Source organism: Ensifer sp. CCNWLY38, assembly GCF_037120565.1.
GTDB classification, from domain to species: domain Bacteria; phylum Pseudomonadota; class Alphaproteobacteria; order Rhizobiales; family Rhizobiaceae; genus Ensifer; species Ensifer adhaerens_H.
Genome location: NZ_JBBBBO010000003.1, coordinates 186,772 through 210,862 on the forward strand (window position 1 = coordinate 186,772; position 24,091 = coordinate 210,862).

Below are 24,091 nucleotides of genomic sequence, written 5' to 3' on the forward strand. Positions count from 1 at the left end.
GGAGGATCGCATGATCGCAAAACCGCTGCCGGGCAAACGCGGCAAAAAGAGCAAGCGTGTTCGGCTGGAAGACATTGCCGAGGCCTGCGGCGTCTCCTTGAGCACCGCCTCCCGCGCCCTTGCCGGCGAAAAGGGCGTGCGCGCGGAAATCCGCCAGAAGGTGCTGGAGGCGGCGAAGAACGCCAACTATGTCGTGCCGACGGCGGTCGCCGGGCAGAAGGTTATCGTGGCGGCGTCCAGTGCCGCGATGATCGACTATGTGCGCAATCAGTTCACACACTACGTGCTGGAGGGGTTGAAGGAGCGCGCCCAGGCGCTGGACCTCGAAATCGTCACCAGGCCGATCGCCGACCGCAACGAGGAGCTTGCGGTCCTCGCCGAGGCTGAGGAGGACGAGCAGGTTGCCGGGCTTCTTTTCCTCACCATTGACGACGAGGGCATGATCGCCGCCACCCGCGGTTTCGACAAGCCGGTCGTGCTCTTGAACAGCGACGACCCTTATATGCGGCTATCGAGCGTCACACCCTGCAACCGATCGAGCGCGCGGCTTGCGACCGATCACCTGATCGAACTCGGCCACGAGCGCATCCTGTTTCTGATGCGGCCGGGGCGCCGTACGATTGAACGGCGCTACGAGGGCTGGCGCGACGGGCTGCTCGCGAAAGGCCTGCCCGCTACCGACGACTTGCTCGTCACCGTCGAGGACTGGCTGCCGGAGCTTGCGATACAGGCGCTGACGCAGCGGATTTCGGAGCGGGGGCTGGATTTCACCGCGGTGCTCGCGGCCGGCGACAGCCTCGCCGTCGGCGCCATGCTCGGCATTCAACAGAAGGGCTTTTCGGTTCCGGGCGATGTCTCTGTCATGGGCATGGATGATCTGCCGCAGGCGGCCTTCCTCAATCCGCCGCTGACGACGATGCATATTCCGATGCGCGAGATCGGCTCGGTCGCGCTCGACCTTTTGCGCGACACGCTGTCCGGCATTCCGGCGCCGCCGCGTCGCGTCGAACTCGCCTGTCATCTGGTGCCGCGGGCCTCGACGGCACCGCCGCGCGGCGCCTAAGCCGGCGGCGAAGTCGTCACGACAGCCAGGCCGGCAGACGTGCCGGGACGCGGCCCGTGAGCGCCGCTTCAACGCAATCGGCGAGGCTGCCGAAGCGAACGGCGCGGCCGGAGAGGCCGGGGCCGTAATGCGCGTATTTGCCGGAATTGGTCATCAGCGCCCGGGTCTTCGTCGGGAACACTGGTTCCGAGATCGAGCACCAGCAGAGATCCGGCAGCACCTGGATGCCGCTTGCCTCCAGTCGAGCCAGCAGACCTTCTTCCCGTGCTGCGGCGATCGCGTCTCGTCCGGCGGTCACGATCACGGCGACATCGCCATGCCGGTTGCGACCGTCGAAGGCCGCTGCCAGAGCGCGGCATTCTTCCAGCGATGCATGCGGGCTGCCGATTGCGACGAGCTCGACCTCGGCTGGTCCCTCGTTGAAATGAACCCAGGCCTCGGCCATGTCGGCGCGCGTGATGGCCGATTGGTCGGCATTCTCAGCCGCGGCACCTTCCGCTTCCGGGGTTACACCGTCCACATGCAACATGGGGGCTGCGGATGTGGTGCCGAAGGCGGCGCAGAGCGCCTTCAGGTCGTCGCGCGAAGGCTTTGCGGAAGCAAGACCGCGCAGAAGTGGAATGCGGTCGGGCGCGGCCTTGCCGGCGAGGTAGCCGATCAGCGGCCAGAAGGCATCGTCGATACCATCAGGCAGTTCCACGTCGATGACGCGCTTCGCCTTGCGCGGTTCGTCGAGATAGACACCCGAGAGCGGTGCACGGCCGGTGAGCGCGATGCAGAGGTCGAGGAAGTCAGGGTGTTTCGCCGTGCGGGCGCCAAGCACGGTATTGGCGAAGATCACGGCGTTGGATTCCGCCCAGGCAATGGATTCGCCTGATTTCGGTGCGCTGTCGAGCAGATAGGGCGAACAGGTGAAGGTCGGGCGACAGCCCATGCGCACATAGGCGTCGGCAAGCTTAGCCGCCGGGTCGCCGAAACTTTCCGGCACGCCCTGCGCCCGCCAGTTGGCGCGGTCGACCGAGATCGCGTTCATCGTGGTCGGCACGCGAACCTTGGCGCCCATGTTCGCCATCTTTTCGGCGAAGGTGAGGTTGGCGGGGCTCGCATAGATGCAGCCGTCGATATGGCCCTGGACCACGTCGATGAGCTTTTCCGCCCCCTGCTGTGCGGCCATCGCCGAAATGATCCGCATCGCCTGCTGGACCGCAACGCCCTCGCGGCCATCGAGTTTGGCGCGGTCGGCTTCGGTCAGATCAAGAGCTGCCGTTGCCGGCGGTTCGACCGGGATCGTCAGGCCGTCGGCTTCGATCGCGGTCGCGCTGATCCGCGCAGACTTTGCCTGTGAGAGCGTCTTGAAGGCTTCGCGGGAAAGCCTGAGGACCGGCAAGGACTTGCCAAACATCTCCGCCGCAATCAGTGCGCCGAGCGTCAACACGTCCTCGGCCTCCGAGAACACCAGCGCTGCCGGTGCACGGCCCGTCAGCGCCATATCGAGCAGAACGCCCGAACCGGTGCAGGAGCCGCGGCTCGACGGCATCATCAGGATGCCGCCGGTGAGACAGAGCCCATGCAGCGGGTGGTGCACATCGATCACCCCGCCGGTTGCCGGATCGACCCCGCCCCAGAAGCTCAGCGCCTCCTGGGTGGCGATGATGGGGCCACCGGCGGAGCCGGTCAGAATACTGCGGGCGGAGATCGATTGGGTCATTTTACGACAAATCCATGGGCGAAGGGGTCGCGGTCATCGATGAAGATTGTGTTGATGCCGGTCATACGGGCCCAGCCGGCAATCGAAGGAATGATGGCGTCACGGCCGGCGACCTTGGTCGCCGCCTCGACACGGCCCTTGAACAGCGAGCCGATGATCGATTCATGCACGAACTCGTCACCGACAGTGAGCTTGCCCTTGGCGGCCAGTTGCGCCATGCGCGCCGATGTGCCGGTGCCGCAGGGCGAACGGTCGATCGCCTTTTCGCCGTAGAACACCGCGTTGCGCGCATGCGCCTCGCCTTTAGTCGGCTTGCCGGTCCACTGGATGTGGCTGAGGCCCTGGATTTCCGGGTGCTCTGGATGGACGAACTCGTACTTGGCATTGAGTGCTGCGCGCAGCTTCGGGCTCCAGCCGACGAGTTCGCCGGCCGTGTGGTCGGCCATGTCGCGGAAATTCTTCTGCGGCTCGACGATGGCGTAGAAGTTGCCGCCATAGGCAACGTCGGCCACGACCTCGCCGAGGCCCTCGACCTCGGCTGTCAGCCCCTCGGCGTAGAGGAAACCGGGCACGTTGGTAAGCCGCACTTCCTCGACGAAGCGACCTTCCTGGCGGTAGGTGATATCGACCTTGCCGGCCGGCGCGTCGATCGACAGCTTGCCGGGTTCGCGCGGGGTGATCAGCCCGTTCTCGATCGCCATGGTGATGGTGCCGATCGTGCCGTGGCCGCACATCGGCAGGCAGCCGGAAGTCTCGATGAAGAGCACCGCGACGTCACAGTCCGGCCGCGTCGGCGGATAGAGGATCGAGCCCGACATCATGTCGTGGCCGCGCGGCTCGAACATCAGGCCGGTGCGGATCCAGTCGAACTCGCGCAGAAAGTGGGCCCGCTTCTCCAGCATGTTGGCCCCTTCGAGCCGCGGCCCGCCGCCGGAAACGAGGCGGACCGGGTTGCCGCAGGTGTGTCCGTCGATGCAGGAGAAGGTGTGGTTGGCCATGGTCGAAGCCCTATCAGAAACGTTGCGGCGAGAAGGATTGGATGTCGATTGACGGCCGTCGGCCGGTCAGGAGATCGGCGACGAGGCGCGCGGTGCCGGCCGATTGCGTGAGACCCAGATGGCCGTGGCCGAAGGCGTAGACCACGCGCCCCGTGGCGCGGGCGCGGCCGATCGCCGGCAGGCTGTCGGGCAGTGACGGGCGGAAGCCCATCCACTGCACGCCGCCTTCGCTTTTGAAGCCGGGCAGGAAGGCCTGCGCCTTCTTCAGCATCGCTTCCGAGCGGCGGAAATTCGGCGGCAGCTTCAGGCCGCCAAGCTCGACGGCGCCGCCAACCCGTATGCCGGTCGAAAGCCGCGAGACGACGAAGCCGTGGCCGCCGAAGGTGACCTGGGTGCGCAGATCAAAGGCATCCTCCGGCAGCGTGGTGTTGTATCCGCGCTCGGTTTCCAGAGGGATACGTTCGCCGAGCGTCCGGGCGATCTGGTGCGAGAAGGCGCCGGCGGATAGCACAACCTGGTCCGCACGCCGTGTCTTGCCGTTGGACGTCAGTTCCACGCCACCCTCGACCGGCCGCAATGCCGTAACCTCGGCGCGTTCGATGACGCCCCCCTTGGCGCGGAAATGGTCCGCGAGCGCGAGGGTATAGAGCTTCGGATCGGCGATCGAGTACCAGCCGGGGGTAAACGTGCCATGAGTAAAGCGCGGCGCGAGACCGGGCTGGATATCGGCCATTTCGGCAGCAGCCATATGGCGGAATTCGATGCCGTGCTCGGACCGCGCCTTCCAGCCGGGAAGCGACGCCTTCAGCTCGGTCTCGCTTTCATAGACCTGGAGATTGCCTTCCTTGCGCAGCATCGGCAGGGTGCCGGTTGCGGTGAGGAAGGGTTCTAGCTCCGCCTTTGACAGGTCCATCATCGCCGTCTGGGCCGTCGTCGAATGCGCCACCTTCTTAGGCGAGCAGGCGCGCCAGAAGCGGAACATCCAAGGGGCGATCTGCGCCGCGTAGGCGGGCGGGACGCTCAAGGGCCCAAGCGGGTCGAGCAGCCACTTCGGCGCCTTTTTGAGGATGCCGGGCGAGGCGAGCGGCAGGATATCGGTAAAGGCGAAGGCCCCGGCATTGCCCGCCGAGGCACCTGCGGCCGGGCCTTCCCGGTCGAGCACGGTGACGGAAAGTCCCCGTGCCTGGGCGGCGATGGCCGCCGATAGGCCGACAACGCCGGCGCCGATGACGATGACGTCAGGCTGAGCTGCATCCTTCATGATCGGCTCAGTGCGTCGCTGCCAGGAACTTCTTGAGTTCCGGGTCCTTCGGGGCGCCGAAGAGCGCCTCGGGTGCTGCGATTTCCGCCATCACGCCCTTGTGGAAGAAAGCCACGCGGTCGGAGACTTCGCGGGCAAACTTCATTTCGTGCGTGACGCAGATCATCGTCATGCCTTCGGACGCCAGCATGCGCAGCGTATCGAGCACTTCGCCGACGAGCTGCGGGTCAAGCGCCGAGGTCACTTCGTCGAACAGCATATATTCCGGCGACATGGCAAGCGCCCGGGCGATTGCCATGCGCTGCTGCTGGCCGCCCGACATGCGGGTGGGGTAGACCGAGAGCTTCTCGCCGAGGCCAACGTGCGTGAGCTGCTTGACGGCGTTCTCCTCGGCCTTTTCCTTGGAGAGGCCGAGCACCTTGCGCGGCGCCAGCATGACGTTTTCAAGCACGGTCAGGTGCGGGAAAGCATTGAACTGCTGGAAGACGATGCCGAGCTTGCTGCGCAGCTTGTTGAGGTTTGTTGATTTCGCGTGGACCTCGGTGCCGTCGACGAGGATGCGGCCGGCATCGATCGGCTCGAGACCGTTGATGCAGGTAAGCAGCGTCGATTTGCCGGAACCGGAGCCGCCAATGATGGTCAGCACCTCGCCCTTGTTGACGGTAAGGTCGATGCCTTTGAGAACCTCCAGCGAGCCGAAGGATTTGCGAACGTTTTGGATCTCAATCATTGGACCACCGTTTTTCAAGGTAACCGCCGAGTCGGGCGATTGGGAAGCTGATGAGGAAGTAGATGGCGCCGCAGATCAGAAGGATCAGCAGCGGTTCCTGGAGGCGGGTGATGAGCACCTGCGAGGCGCGCAGCAACTCGATCAGGCCGAGCCAGAGGACGAGTGCGGAGTCCTTCATGACGCCGAGCGTCAGACCGATCCAGGACGGCAGCGAAACGCGGGTCGCAAGCGGCGCCACGATGTAGCGCATGTCCTGCCACCAGGTCATGCCGAGCGAACGGGCGGCGCGGCGCGTCGTCGGCGGCACCGAGGAGATGCCGCCGCGCACGATCTCGGTGCAATAGGCGGCCGTATAGAGCGACAGCACCACGCAGGAGGTCGTGAACGGTGCCCAGCCGAGCTTGGCGATCGCCTGGAAGGCATTGGCAAGCACGAGCTGAATCAGCAGCGGCACCGAGCGGAAGACGTCGAGCACGAAGGTGAGCGGTGCACCCCAATAGGGGCCGACCTGGTTGCGCACGACGCCGAAGATGATGCCGAGAACGGTGCCGGCCGTGACCGAGACGGCGGTGACCGCAAGCGTCATCAGGGCGCCCTGCAGCAGGAAGCCGAGATCAGCGAGGGTGAGGGCGGTATTGAACATCTCTCACCTCTCCTTAGTAGCGGAACATGCGCGCGGCGAGCAGACGGGCTGCCAGCGTCACGGCCTTGGCGATCAGGTAGTAGATCACTGCGGCGATCGCGAAGAATTCGAAGGTGCGGAACGAGCGGGCGTTCAGTTCCTGGGTGATGCCGGCAAGGTCGGTGTTCATGCCGACGGTAACGCCAAGCGAGGTCATCAGGATTGCCCAGACCATCTGGTTGGTAACGGGGAGGAAGGCGATGCGCAGCATCTGCGGCAGCACGATGTAGCGAAAGGCCTGCACCGGCGTCATGCCCAGCGAGCGACCGGCGCGCGCCTGGGTGTCGGGAATGGCCTTGAGCGCGCCGCGGAAGTTTTCCGCGAGATAACCGGCATTGTTGAAGGCGATCCCGGCGAGCAGCGCCGTATAGGGGCTCAGATGGATGCCGAAATTGCCAAGGCCGAAATGGGCCATGTAGATCTGGAACAGTGCCGGCGTGTTGCGGGCGATTTCGACCCAAGCGGTGGCAAAACCGCCGAGGATGCGATTGCCGGAAAGGCGGCAGGCCGTCAGCGCCAGCGCCAGTGCCAGGCCGATGACCATCGAGAGCAGAGCCACCTGCAAGGTGACCAGCGCTCCATCGAGCATCTGCGGCAGGGCTTTCAGCGCCTGGTTCCAATGGAAGGTATAACTGAACATGTTTCGTCTCGCCTCTTCGGAAACGAATAGCGGCGCGAAGCTACACTCCGCGCCGCCAGATGGACGGCCAGATTAGCGGTAAACGCCCTTTGCCGTAAGGTCGGGAAGCTCGCCGCCGACCCACTTTTCGTAGAGTTCTGCGTAGCGGCCGGTGCGGACCTGCTGGTTGATGAAGAGGTTGAGGAAGTTGACGAAGCCGTATTCTTCGCGGTTGGTGAAGAGCGCGACGTAGTCGGTGTCGAACGGAGCCTTGCCGACAACGGCGATGCCCGGGAACTTGCCGGTCTTCACGTTGGCCTGCGCAACGGTCGAGGTCGAAACCGTGGCGTCGATCTGGCCTTGGCTCAGAGCGAGGAAGACGTCGGCCTGGGTCTGGTACGGACGGAACTCGCCGGCGCCCCATTCCTTGACCTGTTTTTCAAGCGCGATGGCTTCGAAGGTACCGGCGGTGGCGCCGACGACCTTGCCCTTCATGTCTTCGAAGGACTTGACGCCCGACTTTTCATTGGCGGTCACGGCCATTTCGAAGGCGAAGTAGGGGATCGTCATGCCGACGGTCTTGGCGCGCTCAAGCGTGTCCGAGGTCGAGGCAACGCCGACGTCGACACGGCCCGACATCAGAGCGGGAATGCGCTCCGGGAACGGGGTCTCGACGATTTCGGCGGTGACGCCGAGGGCCTTGGCGAGGTCGTTGCAGTAGTCGACGTCAAAGCCGATCGGGTTGTTGTTCTCGTCGCGAGAACCCATCGGCGGGAAGTCGAGCACGACCGCGCAACGCAGCGTTCCCGAGCCGATGACGTCATCCAGCTTGTCGGCATGGGCCTGGCTGGTCAGAGCAGCGGCCGCAACGAGGCCGAGCGCGAGCACCGAAGTCTTCATTATCTCTCTCCCTGAAATGAGTGCCGTTTGACGGCTGTCGCACTATTCCGTTTTAGAGAGCACAAATCAATAGAAAAATACAATTAGTATACAAAAAGTATATCTTCATAACGCAAAACGCGCGCAGGCATCCCATTTGTTTCGCCAAATGGGATGCCTGCGCAGCGATCTGTCGTGTCTCACGTGTGAGAGCGGACTGCGGGCGGCAAGCCGCCCGCCCATTCCACATTCCGTTTTAGCCCTGGAAATCCTCGGGCAGCAGGCCTTCCGGCATGTTCTGGTAGGCGACCGGGCGCAGGAAGCGGCGGATCGACAGGGTGCCGACGCTGGTCGCGCCGAAGTTGGTCGAGGCCGGGTAGGGGCCGCCATGCACCATCGAATCGACCACCTCGACGCCGGTCGGGAAACCGTTGACGAGCACGCGGCCGGCCTTGCGTTCGAGGATCGGGCGCAGACGGCGGGCGGTCTCGAGGTCGGCTGCATCCATGTGGATCGTGGTGGTCAGCTGTCCTTGGAAGCCGCGGGCGAGTTGCTCCATTTCGCTGGTCGAACCGACGCGGATCACGAGGCCGAGCGGACCGAAGACTTCTTCGCCGAGCGCATGGTCGGCGAGGAACTGGTCGCCGGTCGTTTCGAACAGGTTCGGCGAGACCGAGCGGCCGGAGGATTCGGTGGTGAGCAGCGGCTTCACGGCGTTGCGGCTTTCAAAGCGCGCCTGCCCATCGTGATAGGCCTTGGCGATGCCGTCGGTCAGCATCGTCTGCGGCGCCACCTTGCCAAGAGCCTCGACCGCGGCAGCGGTGAAGCGGTCGGCGTCAGCACCTTCCACGACCACGGCGATGCCGGGGTTGGTGCAGAACTGGCCGGCGCCCATGGTCAGCGAGCCGGCCCAGCCCTGGCCGAGCGTTTCAGCGCGCGCCTTGAGCGCTTCCGGCAGCAGGAACATCGGGTTGACCGAACCGAGCTCACCGAAGAACGGGATCGGTTCCGGGCGTGCGGCGCAAAGATTGAAGAGTGCACGGCCACCGGCGAGCGAACCGGTGAAGCCGACGGCCTTGATCAGCGGATGCTGCACCAGCGCTTCGCCGACCTGTCGGTTGCCGCCCTGGATGAGCGAGAATACGCCCGGATGTACACCGGTCTTGCGGATCGCAGCTTCGACTGCCTCAGCGACGATTTCACCGGTGCCGGGATGGGCCGAATGGCCCTTGACGACAACGGGGCAGCCTGCGGCCAGCGCCGCTGCCGTGTCGCCGCCAGCGGTCGAGAAGGCGAGCGGGAAGTTCGAGGCGCCGAAGACGGCGACCGGGCCGATCGGCCGCTGGATGAGGCGGATTTCCGGGCGCGGCGCCGGCTGGCGCTCGGGCAGGGCGGCGTCGAAGCGGCGGTCGAGATAGTCGCCCTTCTCGATGTGGTCGGCAAAGAGGCGGAGCTGGCCGGTGGTGCGGCCGCGCTCGCCCTGCAGGCGGGCTTCCGGCAGGCCGGTTTCCTGGCTGCCGATCTCGGTGATTGCCTCGGCGCGCGCCTCGATCTCGTCGGCAATGGCCCGCAGGAAGGCGGCGCGCTCGGCGCGGATCGAATAACCGTAGCTCAGGAACGCTTCTTCCGCGGCTTCAGCCGCACGGTTGACCAGCTCCACGGTGCCGGTGGCAAACTGATGGATCGGTCCGTGAGCGGGTGCGGATGCGAAGGTGCCCGCGCCGTCGAGCCATTCGCCGGCGACAAGGTGTTTTCCTTTGGGGGTGTAGGCCATCTGGCGATCCTTTCGTTCGATCCCGGATTGCCTTTTGTGGCAGAGGGGATCATGGCTGAATTGCACTTGTCGGATCTTTGTATACTATATGTATGCAGAACATCAATCGCCTGACTGGCTCATCCGGATCAGGCGCAGCATTTGAGAGGGAGAGAGATGAGCGAAACCAACACCCTGACGATTTCAGCACTTTTCGAGCGCGTCGAGGCGATCTTCCTGAAGGCGGGGCTGAATGACGTCCAGGCAGGCGCGCTTGCCCGCGTGATCGTCGCCGGCGAGCGCGACGCCTGCAAATCGCATGGCATCTACCGCATCGAAGGGGCGCTCCGGACAGTCAAGGCCAGCAAGGTGAAGCCGGATGCGGTGCCGGAACTCGATGCCGGCGAAGGGTCCGCCATCGTCAAGGTCAACGCCAAGGGCGGCTTCGCCAACCCGGCCTTCGAGCTCGGCCTGCCGGTGCTTGCCGAGCGCGCCCGCTCGCTCGGTGTCGCCGCACTGGTCATCAACGATTGCACCCATTTCTCCGCCCTCTGGCCTGAGGTCGAAGGATTGACCGGCGAAGGTCTTGCCGGTCTCGTCATGTGCCCGAGCTACGCGACGGTTGCACCGACCGGCGGCAACAAGCCGCTGCTCGGTACCAACCCATTCGCCTTCGGCTGGCCGCGCCAGGGCAAGTCGCCCTACGTCTTCGATTTCGCGACCTCGGTTGCCGCCCGCGGCGAGATCGAGCTTCACCGCCGCGCCGGCAAGCCGTTGCCCGAGGGATGGGCGATCGATGCCGAGGGCAATCCGACGACCGATCCGGAAGCGGCCCTTGCCGGCGCGATGCTGCCCTTCGGCGGCCACAAGGGTTCGGCGATCGGTACGATGGTCGAACTCCTCGCCGGCATCATGATCGGCGACCTGACGAGCCCGGAAGTGCTCGATTATCTTGGCACCACGACACTTGCACCCTTCCACGGCGAACTGATCGTCGCCTTCTCGCCGGAGAAGTTTGCAGCCGGCCGTCCCGGCGATCCCTTTGCACGCGCCGAAGCGCTGTTCGAAGCGATCGTCGGCCAGGGCGCCCGCCTGCCGTCGCAGCGCCGCTTCGTCGCGCGCGCCAAGTCGGAAACGGATGGCATCGTGCTCAACACGGCGGAGATGGAGCAGCTCGACCGGCTGCTCGCGCTCGGGCTTGACGCCGTCGCGTAAGCAACGGCTGACCTTTTCGCGGCTTCTTCCGCTCACAACCGGATCTTATCAAACGGAAGGGCCCCCGACCGGGGGCTTTTTGCTGCACTGAAAGTTCTTGATTGACGAGAGGACCGCCCCATTCTCCCTCATCCTCGCCCTTGTGGCGGGGATCCAGCGACCCGACGTCCGTCGGGGCAAAAGACCTTTCAGCCCGAGGACTCGGGCTGGCTAGATTCCTGTGACAAGCACAGGAATGAGGGAAACCTTGGCTGGTGCCTGCGATCCCGAGGCACTCTGCGATGTTGAATAGGGGCGACGAAAAAAGGCCCTCCAACCGGAGGGCCTTTTTCAATTGCGGGCCGATCGAACGATCAGGCCTTGTACTTCTGGACGGCGCCCGGGAGCTTGCTCCACTCGGCATACCAGCTGTTGAACAGCTTGAACTGGGCCTCGACGTAGCCGCGCTGGCTGTCCGAGAGCACGTCGCTCTCGTTGAAGTGCAGCGTGTATTCCTTGTCACCCTTCAGCACCATCATGTGCTTGAAGTAGAGAACGAGGTCCGGGCCTTCGTCGAAGGAGGAGAGAACGGCGAGTGCCTGTTCCAGTTCCAGTGCGCGCAGACGTGCGTCGACGTCGCCTTCGGCGGCGCCACGCGACAGGTTGCACATGTGGATGACTTCCTTCGGCAGCACGCAGCCGATGCCGGTGATCGCACCCGTCGCGCCGCAGTTGACGAAGCCGTGGAACACGGCCGTGTCGACGCCGATCATCAGCGAGACACCATCGTCACGGCTGGTGATGTTCTCGGCCGCATAGCGCATGTCGGCGGCGCCGCCGAATTCCTTGAAGCCGACGAGGTTCGGATGTTCGGCGCGCAGTGCGAAGAACAGGTCGGCGCGGGTGGCAAAGCCGTAATAGGGGCTGTTGTAGATGACCGCCGGCAGGCTCGGGGCGGCCGAAAGAATGGCCTTGAAGTGGTTCTTCTGGGCGGCGACGACCGAACCGCGTGACAGCACGCGCGGGATGACCATCAGGCCCTGGGTGCCGACCTTTTCGGCGTGTGCGGCATGGGCGACGGCCGAAGCGGTGTTGACGGCGCCGGTGCCGACGATAACCGGGATACCGGCCTTGACCAGGCGCTCGACGCCTTCCATGCGCTGCGCATCGGTCAAGAGCGGCCAGTCACCCATCGAGCCGCAATAGACGACGGCCGACATGCCCTGAGCGATCAGCTCCTGGCCCTTGCGCACCAGCGCGTCGAAATCGGGGGTGCGGTCTTCCTTGCAGGGGGTCATCAGCGCCGGGATGACGCCGGTGAAAATCTGAGCCTTCATCTGAAACTCCTCTCGGCTTTGTTTTCGGGGCAACGGCGCACGCGCGCCCTTGCCTTTGATCTAGACAATAGCCGTTTGTATTTTATTTGTCGACAAGAAAAATACAAAGACTGCTACAAGGCGATGTCGAGCTTGTTGTTCCGGGCAAAAAGCTTTTGCACCTGCTCGACGATCTGCTCGGCATGCGCCTTGCCGAGACGGTCCGCCGTCTCGATGTCGCGCGCTGCGATTGCCGCGATGATCGCCGCGTGCTCGTCGACGAAGCGCTGCGGGAACTGCTCCTCGTAAGACTGGTAGTAGAGACGCAGGATGCGCCGCCCCTCGTCGAGCAGCCGGCGGAACAGGCTGGTGAAATAGGGATTGCGGCCGGCCTCGGCGATCGCCGCATGGAAAGCGGCATTGGTGGCGATCATCGTCAGCGCGTCGCGCGCCTGGACGGCCGCGGCATAGTCCTCGTGGAAGCCGCGAATGATCGGCAGGTCTTCCGGACGGTGGTTCTGTGCCGCAAGCCGCGTGGTGACGCGGTACATCAGCACCAGCGCGTCGAAGAACGGGTTCAAGTTGAGGAAGTCGATGTTCGCCACCATCGTCGAGCGGTTGGGCAGCGTGTCGATCAACCCTTCGCCGGCAAGCCGGACCAGCGCCTCGCGGATCGGCGTGCGCGACATCTTCAGTCGCTCGGCAAGCTGCACTTCGTCGATCGGGCTGCCCGGTGGCAGCACCAGATCGAGGATCTCGTCGCGCAGGAGGTCATAGACCATCTTCACGCCGGAACCGCGCTTGCGTTCAGGGATGGGGCTGTTGTCGGTGTCGATATCGGTCATCTCGGATTCCTTTGTCGACAAAAGAAATACTTGTCTCTGCCGTCGGGATCAACAGCTTCCGTGGCAACGATTGTGCGAGGCTGACATTTCGAATGCACGCAGCTGTTGCTTTTGCCTTCTGTCCGGTAGGGCGCGAACAAGGGAGGATCACAACGCGCGGGCTTTGCGCTTGAGCTTGCGGCACGCAAAACGACCCATGCATTTCCCACATGGGAGCGCTGACTTTTGAGCGCTGCAACTTACCAAAGGCCTGAGTTATAAGGTGTTCATCGAAGCGAAACGAGGCGCCAAGGACTGGCTGCCAGGCTTCGAAAGCCCATTGAAAGGGGGATCAAATGAACATTGCACGCTCCATCAACAACTGGCGCAAGTATCGTCAGACGGTCACCGAGCTGGGCCGCATGTCGAACCGGGAACTCCGTGACCTCGGCATCGAACGCGCCGACATCGACCGCGTCGCACGCACGGCCTTCGCCCGCTAAGGCGATCTACACAGACTGAAAATTTGCCAAGCGCCTGCATCTCCTGCGGGCGCTTTTGCTTTGTGGCGAACGGTTGCACGCGGGGCAACTGCTCCGCCGAAATCCAGGTTGCCCCGGCACCAATTCCTCGAATTCAATGCTGACAGAATCTGGCAGCGGTCGCGCGTAAAGTGCTCCCATGATCAGAGATCGAGGGATGACGGATGTTGGCGCAGGATGTGTTTCAAGTGGGTGCAGGAAGCCGGGCGGGCGAGCGCAACTTCTGGATCGGCGCGGTTTCCGGTGATGACATGCACCATGCCTCGGAAGGCGGCTTCTCGCGATTCGGCTACGGCAACGTGCAGCCGTTGACGCGCATGAAGGCGGGCGACGGTTTTATCGGTTATTCACCCAACGCCGCCTTCAGCGGCAGAGCGGGGCTCGCTTGTTTTACGGCCATCGGTGTGGTCAAGGAGCGTCCGCCCCACTTCTTTGCAATGGGTGGAGTCGCGCCGCATCGCGGCGATATCGATTGGGCGGACAGTATGGAGGCTCCCGTCCGTCCGTGGCTCGACAGCCTGGAATTTGCCGAGGGCAATCGAAACTGGGATCAGAAACTTCGTTTCGGTCATCTCGCCATCAGCGAACATGATTTCCGCGTGATCGCGCGGGCGATGCATGCCGACCTTGGTGGCGTTTTCCTGGGGGTGGCCGAGTACCGCCGGCAAGCCTGGGCGTGATTGCAGCCCGCGGGTCGAAAACTTGACCCGCGGGCGATATTTTCGCGCGCGGCGAAAGATGTTAGTTCTCCGGGAGATAACGCGTTTCGGGCTATCCACGAGAGACAAGATCGAATGGGCGGAATGGGACTTGCGGATACGGAGGTTCATATCCGTCGCTTGCAGCGCGGGTTTTCCCCGCCGGTCATTCCGGAGGTGTTCTCCGGCGATACGCGCTTGGTCGGCCGTTGGCGCAACGAGCCCTTCGAGTACCACCTGCCACCACTGAAGGATCATATTCTCGCGGCGAAGTATGCAGGCGACGGGACTGCTTCGTTGAAGGTTGGTCGTCAGACGATCGCCGCGCCGGCGCTAGCCGGCACCATCACTTTTGCGCCCAGGGGGCACGAAGGACTTTGGCGCGCGGATGGTGCCGTCGAAGTGTCGAATATCTTTCTGGGGCACCAGCGCCTGCTTGCCTGCGCGGATCAGGTTGGGAATGGTCGTGAGCCCGAGCTTCTCGACCGCGTGAATTTCAGCGATCCCAAACTGTTTACGATCATGTCCTTGATCAACGACGAGATCAGTACCGGTGACGCGGTATCGCACCTGTTCATCGAGCAGCTTCTCGATCTCGTCTGTCTCCAGCTTCTGCGCGGGCACGCCGCAATGTCCGTGCCCCTCGCCCCCGGACCACGGCGTGGCCTTTCGGCCTGGCAGATCAAGCGTGTCACCACCTACATGCGTGACAATCTCACCAAGGATATTCGGCTTCAGGAGCTGGCGGATCTCGTGAATCTCAGCCGCTTTCATTTTTGTACCGCTTTTCGTGTGGCAACCGGGCACACGCCCTATGTCTGGCTGACACGGCAGCGCATCGCCCACGCCAAGGCGCTGCTTGCGGACCGGACGCTGCGCATCACCGATATCGCTCTTGTCGTCGGCTATGAAACGCAATCGGCCTTCGCTTCGAGCTTTCGCAAAGTGACAGGCCTCACCCCGAGCGAGTTTCGCCGTCGGCTTTGACCTCGGCTGCGACCGGGCCGGCGCTCCCGTGCACCGGCGTCCTCGACCGCCGCAACTTTCAAGCAGGATCGAAAGATCGCAACAGTAACGCCGTCGTTCGACGCCTATCTTCTGCACGGTTTGTTGAGGCAGGAGAGTGTTTCCGAGATGGTCGAAAATAGATCAGAATCCTATGTGCAAGGTCCGGTGCTGTCGCGCCGGGAAGCGCTTCTGGCAGGTGCCGGAACCGTGGCGCTGGCAGCGCTGCCGTCTCAGTCGGCGGCAGCGACAGGTTCTCCGGCGAAGGAGGTAAGCCCCATGACCCTGACCATGACCGTGAACGGCGAACTGCATGTTCTGACCATCGACCCAAGGCAATCGATCCTGGACGTCCTGCGCGAGACGCTTGATCTCACCGGCACCAAGAAGGGGTGCAACCAGGGCGCCTGCGGCGCCTGCACGGTGCTTGTCGACGGCAAGCGCATCGTCTCCTGTCTCACACTGGCATGCATGCACGACGGCGCCCGGATCGAAACGATCGAAGGGCTCGAGAAAGATGGCGTGCTGCATCCGCTCCAGGAAGCCTTCGTGGTGCATGAGGGCCTACAGTGCGGCTTCTGCACGCCGGGGCAGATCATGTCAGGTGTCGGCTGTATCGCTGAAGGCCATGCGGGCTCGACGGACGAGATCCGCTTCTGGATGAGCGGCAACATCTGTCGTTGCGGCGCCTATCCCGGCATCGTCGCGGCTGTTGCCGACGCGGCGGGGAGGGGCTGACCATGCTTCCTTTCACGATGGAAAAACCTGAGAGTGCCGAAGCGGCGATTGCGGCGGCCGCCGGCGGCGCGCGCTATATTGCCGGCGGCACCACGCTCATCGACCTGATGCGCGAAGAGGTCGAGCGCCCGGAACGGCTCGTCGACATCAACGCGCTACCGCTTGGCGGTATCCGCGTTGAGGGCGACGACCTCGTCATCGGCGCGCTGGCTCGCATGTCCGAAGTCGCGGCCGATCGCAACGTCCAACGGCTGCAGCCATTGATCGCCGAAAGCTTGATTGAGGGCGCCTCGCCGCAACTGCGCAACATGGCGTCGATGGGCGGCAACATGCTGCAACGGGTGCGCTGTCCCTATTTCCGCATGCTGGACGCCGGCTGCAACAAACGCACGCCCGGCTCCGGCTGCGCCGCCATCGACGGATTGAACGCCGGTCACGCGATCCTCGGCACCAGCGAGCACTGCGTTGCGACGCATCCCTCCGACGTCGCCGTTGCTCTGGTGGCGCTCGATGCGACGATGCGAGTGCGGGGACCTGAGGGCGAACGCAACTTTCCGATCGAAGAACTCTTCCGGCTACCCGGAGATACGCCGCATCTCGAGCACAGCCTGCTTCCCGGTGAGTTGATCGTCGAACTGCGTGTGCCCGGCGGGGCCTACAGTCGCCGTGCGCGGTATCTCAAGGTGCGCGACCGCGCCTCCTATGAATTTGCCCTCGTTTCGGCGGCCGCTGCACTTTCGGTCGAAGACGGGGTGATCCGCGAGGCTCGCCTTGCCGTCGGCGGCGTCGGGACGAGACCCTGGCGCCTGCGCGATTGCGAGGCGGCCCTCGTCGGCAAGCGCCTGGAAAGGCCGGCATTCGAGGCAGCGGCGCATCTGGCAACACAGGGCGCGCGGCCGTTGCAGCACAATCACTTCAAGGTCGAACTCTTGCCGCGGACGATTGTCCGGGCACTCGAAATGGCAGGAGAAGTCGCATGACCGTCAACACCATCGGAAAACCAATGATCCGGGTCGACGGCCGGGCCAAGGTTACGGGTCGGGCGCGCTATGCCGCCGATTTCAACCAGCCGGGCCAGCTCTATGCGGTGATCGTCAGTTCAACTATCGGCCTTGGCCGCGTCACGGGATTTCAGACTGCCGACGTCGAGCGCATGCCCGGCGTCGTCGCCGTCATCACGGACCGCAACGCCGAGAAGCTGCCTTATCTCCCGCACAAGGCCGGCATCGACCCCGCCACCGGCGAGCGGCTGCACGTGTTGCAGGACGATACCGTGCGCTTCTATGGCCAGCCGGTTGCGCTCGTCGTTGCCGACACGCTCGATCACGCCGAGCGCGCCGCCACAGCGCTCCGCGTGACCTATGAGGCGCGGCCGCCGCTCGTCGACCCGATGGACCCGAAGGCGGAGAGCATTGTCCCCGATACACGCGGGCGCGTGTCTCCCGACCGGGCGCGCGGCGACGCCGACAAAGCGGTGGCAGGAGCGCCTGTCACGCTCGATGCCACCTATGAAATGGCGCGGGAAAACCACAATCCGATGGAGCCACACGCAACCATCGCCGCCTGGAGCGGCGACCGGCTGACGCTGTGGAGCAAGAGCCAGTATCTCGTCAACGAGCAGGCGGAAATTGCCGCAGTCTTCGGCATGCCCGTCGAAAACGTCGAGGTGATCTGTCCCTTCATTGGCGGGGCCTTTGGAACGAGCCTCAGGACCTGGCCGCATGTGACGCTGGCGGCGCTCGCCGCCCGTCACGTCGGCAAGCCGGTGAAGCTGGTGCTCACCCGCAAGCAGATGTTCTTCACCACCGGCCACCGGCCGCGCACGCTTCAGCGCGTGGCGCTCGGCGCCACCAACGACGGCAAGCTCACCGGCGTCGTTCACGAAGGCACGGGGGAAACGAGCCGTTATGAACAGTTCATGGAAGCGCTGACGGCGGTCACGGATTACCTCTATTCCTGCCCGAACGTGCGCACCCAGTACCGGCTGACCGAGCTCGACACCGGCACACCCAATCACATGCGCGGGCCGGGAGAGGCGAGCGGCATCTTCGCGCTCGAAAGCGCGATGGACGAGCTGTCCTACAAGCTCGGCATCGACCCGATCGAGCTTCGGCGCCGCAACGAGCCCGAGAAGGACGAAGCGGAAAACAAACCGTTCTCGAGCCGCTCGCTGATGCAATGTTACGCGCTCGGTGCCGAGCGTTTCGGCTGGGCCCGGCGCACGCCCGAACCGCGCTCGATGCGTGACGGGCGGCTGCTGATCGGCATGGGCGCGGCCACCGCCACCTACCCGGCGTTCCACGCGGCGGCGAACGCCCGGGTGCGGCTGCTTGCCGACGGCACGGTCGAGGTCGAGGCCGCGGCCAGCGACATGGGGCCGGGGACCTATACGTCCATGACCCAGGTTGCCGCCGAGACGCTTGGGCTGCCACCGGAACGGATCCGCTTCCGGCTCGGCCGGTCAAGCTACCCCCAGACCCCATCCCATGGCGGTTCCTGGACCATGGCTTCGGTCGGATCGGCCATTCAGGCGGCTTGCATCGAGGCGCAGGCGCAGGTCGCGCGTCTCGCGGCGGCCGATGCCGCGTCGCCGCTCTACAATGTCGTGGCCGGGGAGCTCGAGTGGAGCGACGGGCGGCTGCGGCGCCGCGGCGAAACGACGAGCATCAGCTATCGCGAGATCGTCGCCAAGGCCGGCGCGCCGATCGAAGCGAACGGATCGGCTGCGCGGTCCGCTGAGGTAGCCGAACGCTTTTCGATGCATTCCTTCGGTGCCGTCTTTGCCGAAGTCGCGGTCGATCCGGATGTCGGCACCATCCGGGTGCGCCGCATCGTCGGCGCCTATGGCATTGGTCGGGTCGTCAATCCGTTGCTCGCCCGTAGCCAGTGCACCGGCGGCATGATCGGCGGCATAGGCATGGCCCTGATGGAGCGCACGGTTCTGGATAGCCGTGATGGCCGGCCGGTCAATGCCCATATGGCCGACTATCTCATGCCGGTGAACCTCGACATACCGCAGCTTGAAGCGCACTTCGTCGACGAGGTCGACCCGCACGTCAACGCCCTCGGCGTGAAAGGCCTCGGCGAAATTGCCCTGGTCGGAACGGCGCCAGCCATTGCCAATGCGGTGTTCCATGCGACGGGGACGCGCGTACGTTCGCTGCCGATCCACATCGAGGACGTGTTGACGGCGTAAGATTGCTTCTCTGTGCGGCGGTACCGGCACTGAAACCCGGTGCCGCCGCGTATGCAAGGAGGCGTCAGTTCGATGGCGCCCGATCGTAAATGCTCTCGGATGGCTCTTCGACGGAACCGGCGGCGACGCTGGCATACATGCCCGTCGTGCGGAACTCGGTCGGGCTCAGGCCGAAGGACCGGCGGAAGACCTTGGCGAAGTAGTTGGGGTCTTCGAAGCCTGAGAGGATCGCCACCTCCTTGACCGGCAGGCTCGCCGTCTTTGTCAAGAGCTTCACGGCGCGCTGCAATCGCTTCTGCAAAACGTATTCGGCCGGCGCCATGCCTTCGCTGGCGGCAAAGACGCGGGAGAAATGCGCGCGGCTCAAGCCGGAGACACGCGCCAGCTCCTCCACCGGAAGCGGGCTCTGCAGATTGTTCATGATGTGGTCGACGACGCGGTGCATCGTTCGGTGCTCGTGGCTGAACACCGGGTGCGAGCCGAAAACGTCGTCATAAAGCGCCATCGCCGCCTCGTAGGCGATCGCCGAAGCCCGCCCGGGCGTCTCGCCGCCGCGGATCAGCCGCAGGCTGCAATCGGCCAGATGCTCGATCGTTTCCGGCTGCAGCTTCAGCACCGGGCCAGTGACGGCGAGGATCGCGCGATGGACGCGCAAGGCTTCGTCGCCGTTCATCGAGATCCAGAAGAATTCCCAGCGCCCGCCGTCTTCCAGCCAGTAGCGATGATTGTGCGGCACGAGCAAGAGCAGCGTCTCGCCCTCGCGCACCCGATAGCTCCGATTCTCGTAGCGCAGGTTTCCAGCACCCGCGATCGTGTGCTGCAGCACGGTGAACGGCGTGTTGCCGCGCTTCCTTCCGTCCCAGTCATAGGTGGCATTGGTGCGCATTTCATAGCCGGTGCTGGTCGGCATCGTGTGCAGGCTCTGGCGCCCCCGCGGCAGCGAAACCGTTCGCATGATCGGGCCATTATTGATCAAATCTTGCAGCATAAAATTACCCATGAAAGCACAATACCGCTCTGGCGGGGACGGCGATTATACACATAATGACGGCCAACACTGCAATAGGCGGCGCTTTCGGCCAGTAAGAAATGAGGGGCTGCGTCGAAGTTGCAGGCATATGCGGTAAGGAACCGTGAATTGATTTTACCCTTTGTCAGACACACGTGCAGTTCATGAGGAGTGAAAGGGCATGGCAACATTCAAGATCGCCATCATCGGCGCCGGCAGCATCGGCTTCACCAAGAAGCTCTTTACCGACATTCTCGCCGTGCCGGAACTGCGTGATATCGAAGTGGCGCTGACCGACCTCAGTGCCCGCAATCTGGAGATGATCAAGGCGATCCTCGACCGGATCGTCGAGGTCAACCGCCTGCCGACGAAGGTGACGGCGACGACCGATCGGCTGAAGGCGCTGGAAGGTGCGCGCTACATCATCAGCTGCGTTCGCGTCGGCGGTCTGGAAGCCTATGCCGACGACATCCGCATTCCGCTGAAATATGGCGTCGACCAATGCGTCGGCGATACGATCTGCGCCGGCGGCATCCTCTACGGCCAGCGCAACATTCCGGTTATTCTCGATTTCTGCAAGGACATCCGCGCGGTCGCAGAACCGGGTGCGAAGTTCTTGAACTATGCCAACCCGATGGCGATGAACACCTGGGCGGCGATCGAATATGGCAAGGTCGACACGGTCGGTCTCTGCCACGGCGTCCAGCACGGCGGCGAGCAGATCGCCGAGATCCTCGGCGCCGGCGAGGGCGAACTCGATTACATCTGCTCCGGTATCAACCACCAGACCTGGTTCGTCGACGTCAGGCTCAAGGGCCGCAGAATAGGCAAGGACGAACTCATCGCCGCCTTCGAGTCGCACCCGGTGTTTTCGCAACAGGAGAAGCTCCGCATCGACGTGTTGAAGCGCTTCGGCGTCTACTCGACCGAGAGCAACGGCCATCTCTCCGAATATCTTCCCTGGTACCGCAAGCGCCCGGAAGAGATCAGCCGATGGATCGACATGTCGGACTGGATCCACGGCGAAACCGGCGGCTATCTCAGGTATTCGACGGAAACCCGCAACTGGTTCGAGACCGAGTTTCCGCAATTCCTGGAAGCCGCCGGAAAACCGCTCGATCACCAGAAGCGCTCGAACGAGCATGCGAGCCACATTCTGGAAGCGCTTGAGACGGGGCGTGTCTATCGCGGCCACTTCAACGTCAAGAATTCAGGTGTCACTACCAACCTGCCGGCTGATGCGATCATCGAATCCCCCGGCTTCGTCGACCGCTTCGGCATCAACATGGTCTCGGGCATCACGCTTCCGGAAGCCTGCGCCGCCACCTGCCTCTCGTCGATCAATGTCCAGCGGATGTCGGTGCATGCGGCCGTTACGGGCGATCTCGACCTTCTGAAGCTCGCAATGCTGCACGATCCGCTGGTCGGTGCGATCTGCACGCCTGAGGAAGTCTGGCAGATGGTCGACGAGATGGTCGTCGCTCAAGCCCAGTGGCTGCCGCAATACGCCCACGCCATCGACGGCGCGAAGGAGCGCCTGAGCCGCGCCACCGTCAAAACGCGCGAGTGGAACGGCGCCGCCCGACGCCAGGTGCGCTCGCTCGACGAACTGCGTGCCGAGCGGCAGGCGGCCCGCGCCGCCGGCTAACCGATTGCAGCGCATGCCCGCGTGAGGAGACGCGGGCTGCGCTGCCACAACTGCAGACTTTCAAGGAGGAGGCCACGCTTCGGCGCGGCGAAAAGAGGGAGAATCTGAGCCAATGACCAGCCACAGACTGACGAAAATGGCGAGCCTGCTGCTCGTCGGCATCTCGACCTTCGCCCTTCAGGCGGCGGCGTCCGATCCCACTGTCGTGCCCGAGCAGCCGCCGTTCCCGGCCCAGGGCAAGATCACCTATGTGCCGCGCGACTCGATCGCCGAGTTCAAGACGCTGCCGGAATACAAGGAGCCGGCCTGGGTCACCGAGAAATACGTCAAGGCCGGCAAGCTGCCGCCGGTTGCCGAGCGCCTGCCGAAGGAGCCGATGGTCTTCAAGAGCGGCAATATGCCCGATGGCGTCGGCGTCTATGGCGACACGCTGCGTCACGTGATCGGCGGCCGGCCGGAAGGCTGGAACTACAGCGCCGGCCAGAGCCAGGGCTGGGGCGGCATCGACATCGGCATGTCCGAATGCCTGACCCGCACCGCACCGCTCTTCCAGGTGGAAGCGAACGACGTCGAGCCGCTGCCAAACCTTGCCAGGAGCTGGGACTGGTCGGCTGACGGCCACAAGCTGACGATGCATCTCGTCGAGGGTGCGAAATGGTCGGACGGCGACCCCTTCGACGCCGACGACGTGATGTTCTACTGGGACGACAATGTCCTCGACCCGAATGTATCTCCGCTAAACGGCGCAACGCCTGAGACCTTCGGCGCCGGAACGACGCTGAAAAAGATCGACCAGTACACGGTCGAATGGACCTTCAAGGAGGCCTTCCCGCGCCAGCACCTCTATGCCATGGCCTATGGCACCTTCTGCCCGGGCCCGTCGCATATCCTCAAAGCCAAGCATCCGAAGTATGCCGGCACGACCTACGACCAGTACAAGAACGCCTTCCCGCCGGAATACATGAACATCCCCGTCATGGGCGCCTGGGTGCCGGTCGCCTACCGTGCTGACGATATCATCGTGCTGCGCCGCAACCCCTACTACTGGAAGGTGGACGAGGCCGGCAACCAGCTCCCTTACATCAACGAGCTGCACTACAAGCTCTCGACCTGGGCCGACCGCGACGTGCAGGCGATTGCCGGTTCCGCCGATCTCTCCAACCTCGAGCAGCCGGAAAACTTCGTCGAATCTCTGAAGCGCGCTGCCCAGGATACGGCACCCGCGCGGCTTGCCTTCGGCCCGCGCCTCATCGGCTACAATCTGCACATGAACTTCTCGGCCAATGGCTGGGGCGAACCGGACGAACGGGCCCAGGCCGTGCGCGAGCTCAACCGCAACGAGGATTTCCGCAAGGCGGTGACCATGGCGGTGGATCGCAAGAAGCTCGGCGAGGCGCTGGTGAAGGGTCCGTTCACGGCGATCTATCCGGGCGGACTTTCCTCCGGCACCAGCTTCTATGACCGTGAGTCGACCGTCTATTATCCCTTTGACCTCGATGGCGCGAAGGCTCTGCTCGAAAAAGCTGGCCTGAAAGACACCGACGGCAACGGCTTCGTCAACTTCCCGGCCGACAAGGCCGGTGGGCAAGACGTCGAGATCGTGCTTCTTATCGACAACAGCTACGCGACCGACCGCAACCTCGCCGAAGGTATCATCGGGCAGATGGAGAAACTCGGTCTTCGGGTCGTGCTGAATTCCCTCGACGGCAAACAGCGCGATGCGACCAACTATGCCGGCCGCTTCGACTGGATGGTTCACCGAAATGGACCGGAATACGCGTCCGTCGTGCAGAACACGCCGCAGCTTGGCGCAACGGGTCCGCGCACCAGCTGGCACCACCGCGCGCCGGAGGGTGGACAGGTCGATCTGATGCCGTTCGAGCAGGAGCTTGTCGACACCATCAACAAGTTCATCGCCAGCAACGACAATGCCGAGCGCGTCGCACTGATGAAGCAGTATCAGAAGATCGCGACAACGAACCTCGATACGATCGGTCTTACCGAATACCCGGGCGCGCTGATCATCAACAAGCGCTTCGCCAACGTGCCGACGGGCGCGCCGATCTTCATGTTTAACTGGGCGGAGGACACGGTTATGCGCGAACGCCTCTTCGTTCCCTCTGACAAGCAGGGTGACTTCGAGCTCTTCGCTGAACAGCTTCCGGGCAAGCCCGGCGAGAAAGGCCTCAGCAACTGATGCCACGCTGCTCCTCCGGTCGCAGGCCGGA

Annotated in this window: 21 protein-coding genes; 10 read left to right on the forward strand and 11 right to left on the reverse strand. The window is 63.9% G+C overall.

Annotation, left to right across the window (positions count from 1 at the left end; translation table 11 throughout):
• Positions 1-10: 10 nt before the first annotated feature.
• The gene (locus V7S54_RS07965) at positions 11-1,063 is read left to right on the forward strand and encodes a LacI family DNA-binding transcriptional regulator (protein ID WP_065373392.1); all 1,053 of its coding nucleotides are present in this window, start codon (positions 11-13) and stop codon (positions 1,061-1,063) included.
• A gap of 16 nt (positions 1,064-1,079) precedes the next feature.
• Here the strand turns inward: V7S54_RS07965 and lhpI are convergent, their stop codons facing one another.
• From lhpI to V7S54_RS08005, 8 genes are all read right to left on the reverse strand, one after another.
• Entirely contained in the window at positions 1,080-2,771 is a 1,692-nt protein-coding gene (gene lhpI, locus V7S54_RS07970; protein WP_336408147.1) for a cis-3-hydroxy-L-proline dehydratase, read from the reverse strand.
• Positions 2,768-3,769, reverse strand: a complete 1,002-nt coding sequence (locus tag V7S54_RS07975) for a 4-hydroxyproline epimerase (RefSeq protein WP_336408148.1) — start codon at positions 3,767-3,769, stop codon at positions 2,768-2,770. The genes lhpI and V7S54_RS07975 overlap by 4 nt, the downstream gene beginning before the upstream one ends.
• 13 nt (positions 3,770-3,782) lie before the next feature.
• The gene (locus tag V7S54_RS07980; protein ID WP_336408149.1) at positions 3,783-5,030 is read right to left on the reverse strand and encodes an NAD(P)/FAD-dependent oxidoreductase; all 1,248 of its coding nucleotides are present in this window, start codon (positions 5,028-5,030) and stop codon (positions 3,783-3,785) included.
• Positions 5,031-5,037: 7 nt separating this feature from the next.
• Positions 5,038-5,760: an amino acid ABC transporter ATP-binding protein gene (locus tag V7S54_RS07985; protein ID WP_065373388.1), complete on the reverse strand. Its 723-nt coding sequence runs from the start codon at positions 5,758-5,760 to the stop codon at positions 5,038-5,040.
• Entirely contained in the window at positions 5,753-6,403 is a 651-nt protein-coding gene (locus tag V7S54_RS07990) for an amino acid ABC transporter permease (RefSeq protein ID WP_336408150.1), read from the reverse strand. The genes V7S54_RS07985 and V7S54_RS07990 overlap by 8 nt, the downstream gene beginning before the upstream one ends.
• A gap of 13 nt (positions 6,404-6,416) precedes the next feature.
• Positions 6,417-7,082, reverse strand: a complete 666-nt coding sequence (locus V7S54_RS07995) for an amino acid ABC transporter permease (RefSeq protein ID WP_336408151.1) — start codon at positions 7,080-7,082, stop codon at positions 6,417-6,419.
• Between the two features lie 72 nt (positions 7,083-7,154).
• Entirely contained in the window at positions 7,155-7,961 is an 807-nt protein-coding gene (locus V7S54_RS08000; protein WP_057251920.1) for an ABC transporter substrate-binding protein, read from the reverse strand.
• 235 nt (positions 7,962-8,196) lie between these two features.
• Positions 8,197-9,714: an aldehyde dehydrogenase (NADP(+)) gene (locus V7S54_RS08005; protein ID WP_336408152.1), complete on the reverse strand. Its 1,518-nt coding sequence runs from the start codon at positions 9,712-9,714 to the stop codon at positions 8,197-8,199.
• A 156-nt stretch (positions 9,715-9,870) separates the two neighbouring features.
• On the opposite strand from V7S54_RS08005, the gene V7S54_RS08010 reads away from it, so the two are divergent.
• Entirely contained in the window at positions 9,871-10,908 is a 1,038-nt protein-coding gene (locus tag V7S54_RS08010; protein WP_336408153.1) for an Ldh family oxidoreductase, read from the forward strand.
• Between the two features lie 353 nt (positions 10,909-11,261).
• Here V7S54_RS08010 and V7S54_RS08015 read toward each other — a convergent pair whose 3' ends face one another.
• Complete coding sequence (locus V7S54_RS08015; RefSeq protein ID WP_336408154.1) at positions 11,262-12,224, reverse strand: dihydrodipicolinate synthase family protein; 963 nt, start codon at positions 12,222-12,224, stop codon at positions 11,262-11,264.
• A gap of 113 nt (positions 12,225-12,337) precedes the next feature.
• Positions 12,338-13,048, reverse strand: coding sequence for a GntR family transcriptional regulator (locus V7S54_RS08020; protein WP_057252112.1), 711 nt, complete (start codon positions 13,046-13,048; stop codon positions 12,338-12,340).
• A gap of 335 nt (positions 13,049-13,383) precedes the next feature.
• Between V7S54_RS08020 and V7S54_RS08025 the strand changes: the two genes are divergently transcribed.
• The 6 genes from V7S54_RS08025 to V7S54_RS08050 all read left to right on the forward strand — a co-directional run bounded on the left by V7S54_RS08025 (position 13,384) and on the right by V7S54_RS08050 (position 19,206).
• Positions 13,384-13,530, forward strand: coding sequence for a DUF1127 domain-containing protein (locus V7S54_RS08025; protein WP_064817045.1), 147 nt, complete (start codon positions 13,384-13,386; stop codon positions 13,528-13,530).
• A gap of 203 nt (positions 13,531-13,733) precedes the next feature.
• Entirely contained in the window at positions 13,734-14,249 is a 516-nt protein-coding gene (locus V7S54_RS08030; protein WP_083203527.1) for an EVE domain-containing protein, read from the forward strand.
• Positions 14,250-14,372: 123 nt separating this feature from the next.
• Positions 14,373-15,254 (forward strand): helix-turn-helix transcriptional regulator, encoded by an 882-nt coding sequence (locus V7S54_RS08035; RefSeq protein ID WP_234792939.1) that lies wholly within the window; start codon positions 14,373-14,375, stop codon positions 15,252-15,254.
• Between the two features lie 147 nt (positions 15,255-15,401).
• On the forward strand, positions 15,402-16,010 hold the full coding sequence (locus V7S54_RS08040) for a (2Fe-2S)-binding protein (RefSeq protein WP_065373380.1): 609 nt from the start codon (positions 15,402-15,404) through the stop codon (positions 16,008-16,010).
• A gap of 2 nt (positions 16,011-16,012) precedes the next feature.
• A complete protein-coding gene (locus V7S54_RS08045; protein WP_065373379.1) occupies positions 16,013-16,990 on the forward strand; it encodes an FAD binding domain-containing protein in 978 nt (325 codons plus the stop codon).
• On the forward strand, positions 16,987-19,206 hold the full coding sequence (locus V7S54_RS08050; protein WP_336408155.1) for a xanthine dehydrogenase family protein molybdopterin-binding subunit: 2,220 nt from the start codon (positions 16,987-16,989) through the stop codon (positions 19,204-19,206). Before V7S54_RS08045 ends, V7S54_RS08050 begins: the two co-directional genes overlap by 4 nt.
• Positions 19,207-19,270: 64 nt before the next feature.
• On the opposite strand, the gene V7S54_RS08055 is transcribed toward V7S54_RS08050, so the two are convergent.
• On the reverse strand, positions 19,271-20,206 hold the full coding sequence (locus V7S54_RS08055) for an AraC family transcriptional regulator (RefSeq protein WP_336408156.1): 936 nt from the start codon (positions 20,204-20,206) through the stop codon (positions 19,271-19,273).
• A 190-nt stretch (positions 20,207-20,396) separates the two neighbouring features.
• On the opposite strand from V7S54_RS08055, the gene V7S54_RS08060 reads away from it, so the two are divergent.
• Together V7S54_RS08060 and V7S54_RS08065 are read left to right on the forward strand one after the other, a co-directional pair.
• Entirely contained in the window at positions 20,397-21,863 is a 1,467-nt protein-coding gene (locus V7S54_RS08060; RefSeq protein WP_336408157.1) for an alpha-glucosidase/alpha-galactosidase, read from the forward strand.
• Positions 21,864-21,975: 112 nt separating this feature from the next.
• On the forward strand, positions 21,976-24,060 hold the full coding sequence (locus V7S54_RS08065) for an ABC transporter substrate-binding protein (RefSeq protein WP_336408158.1): 2,085 nt from the start codon (positions 21,976-21,978) through the stop codon (positions 24,058-24,060).
• Positions 24,061-24,091: the final 31 nt, after the last annotated feature.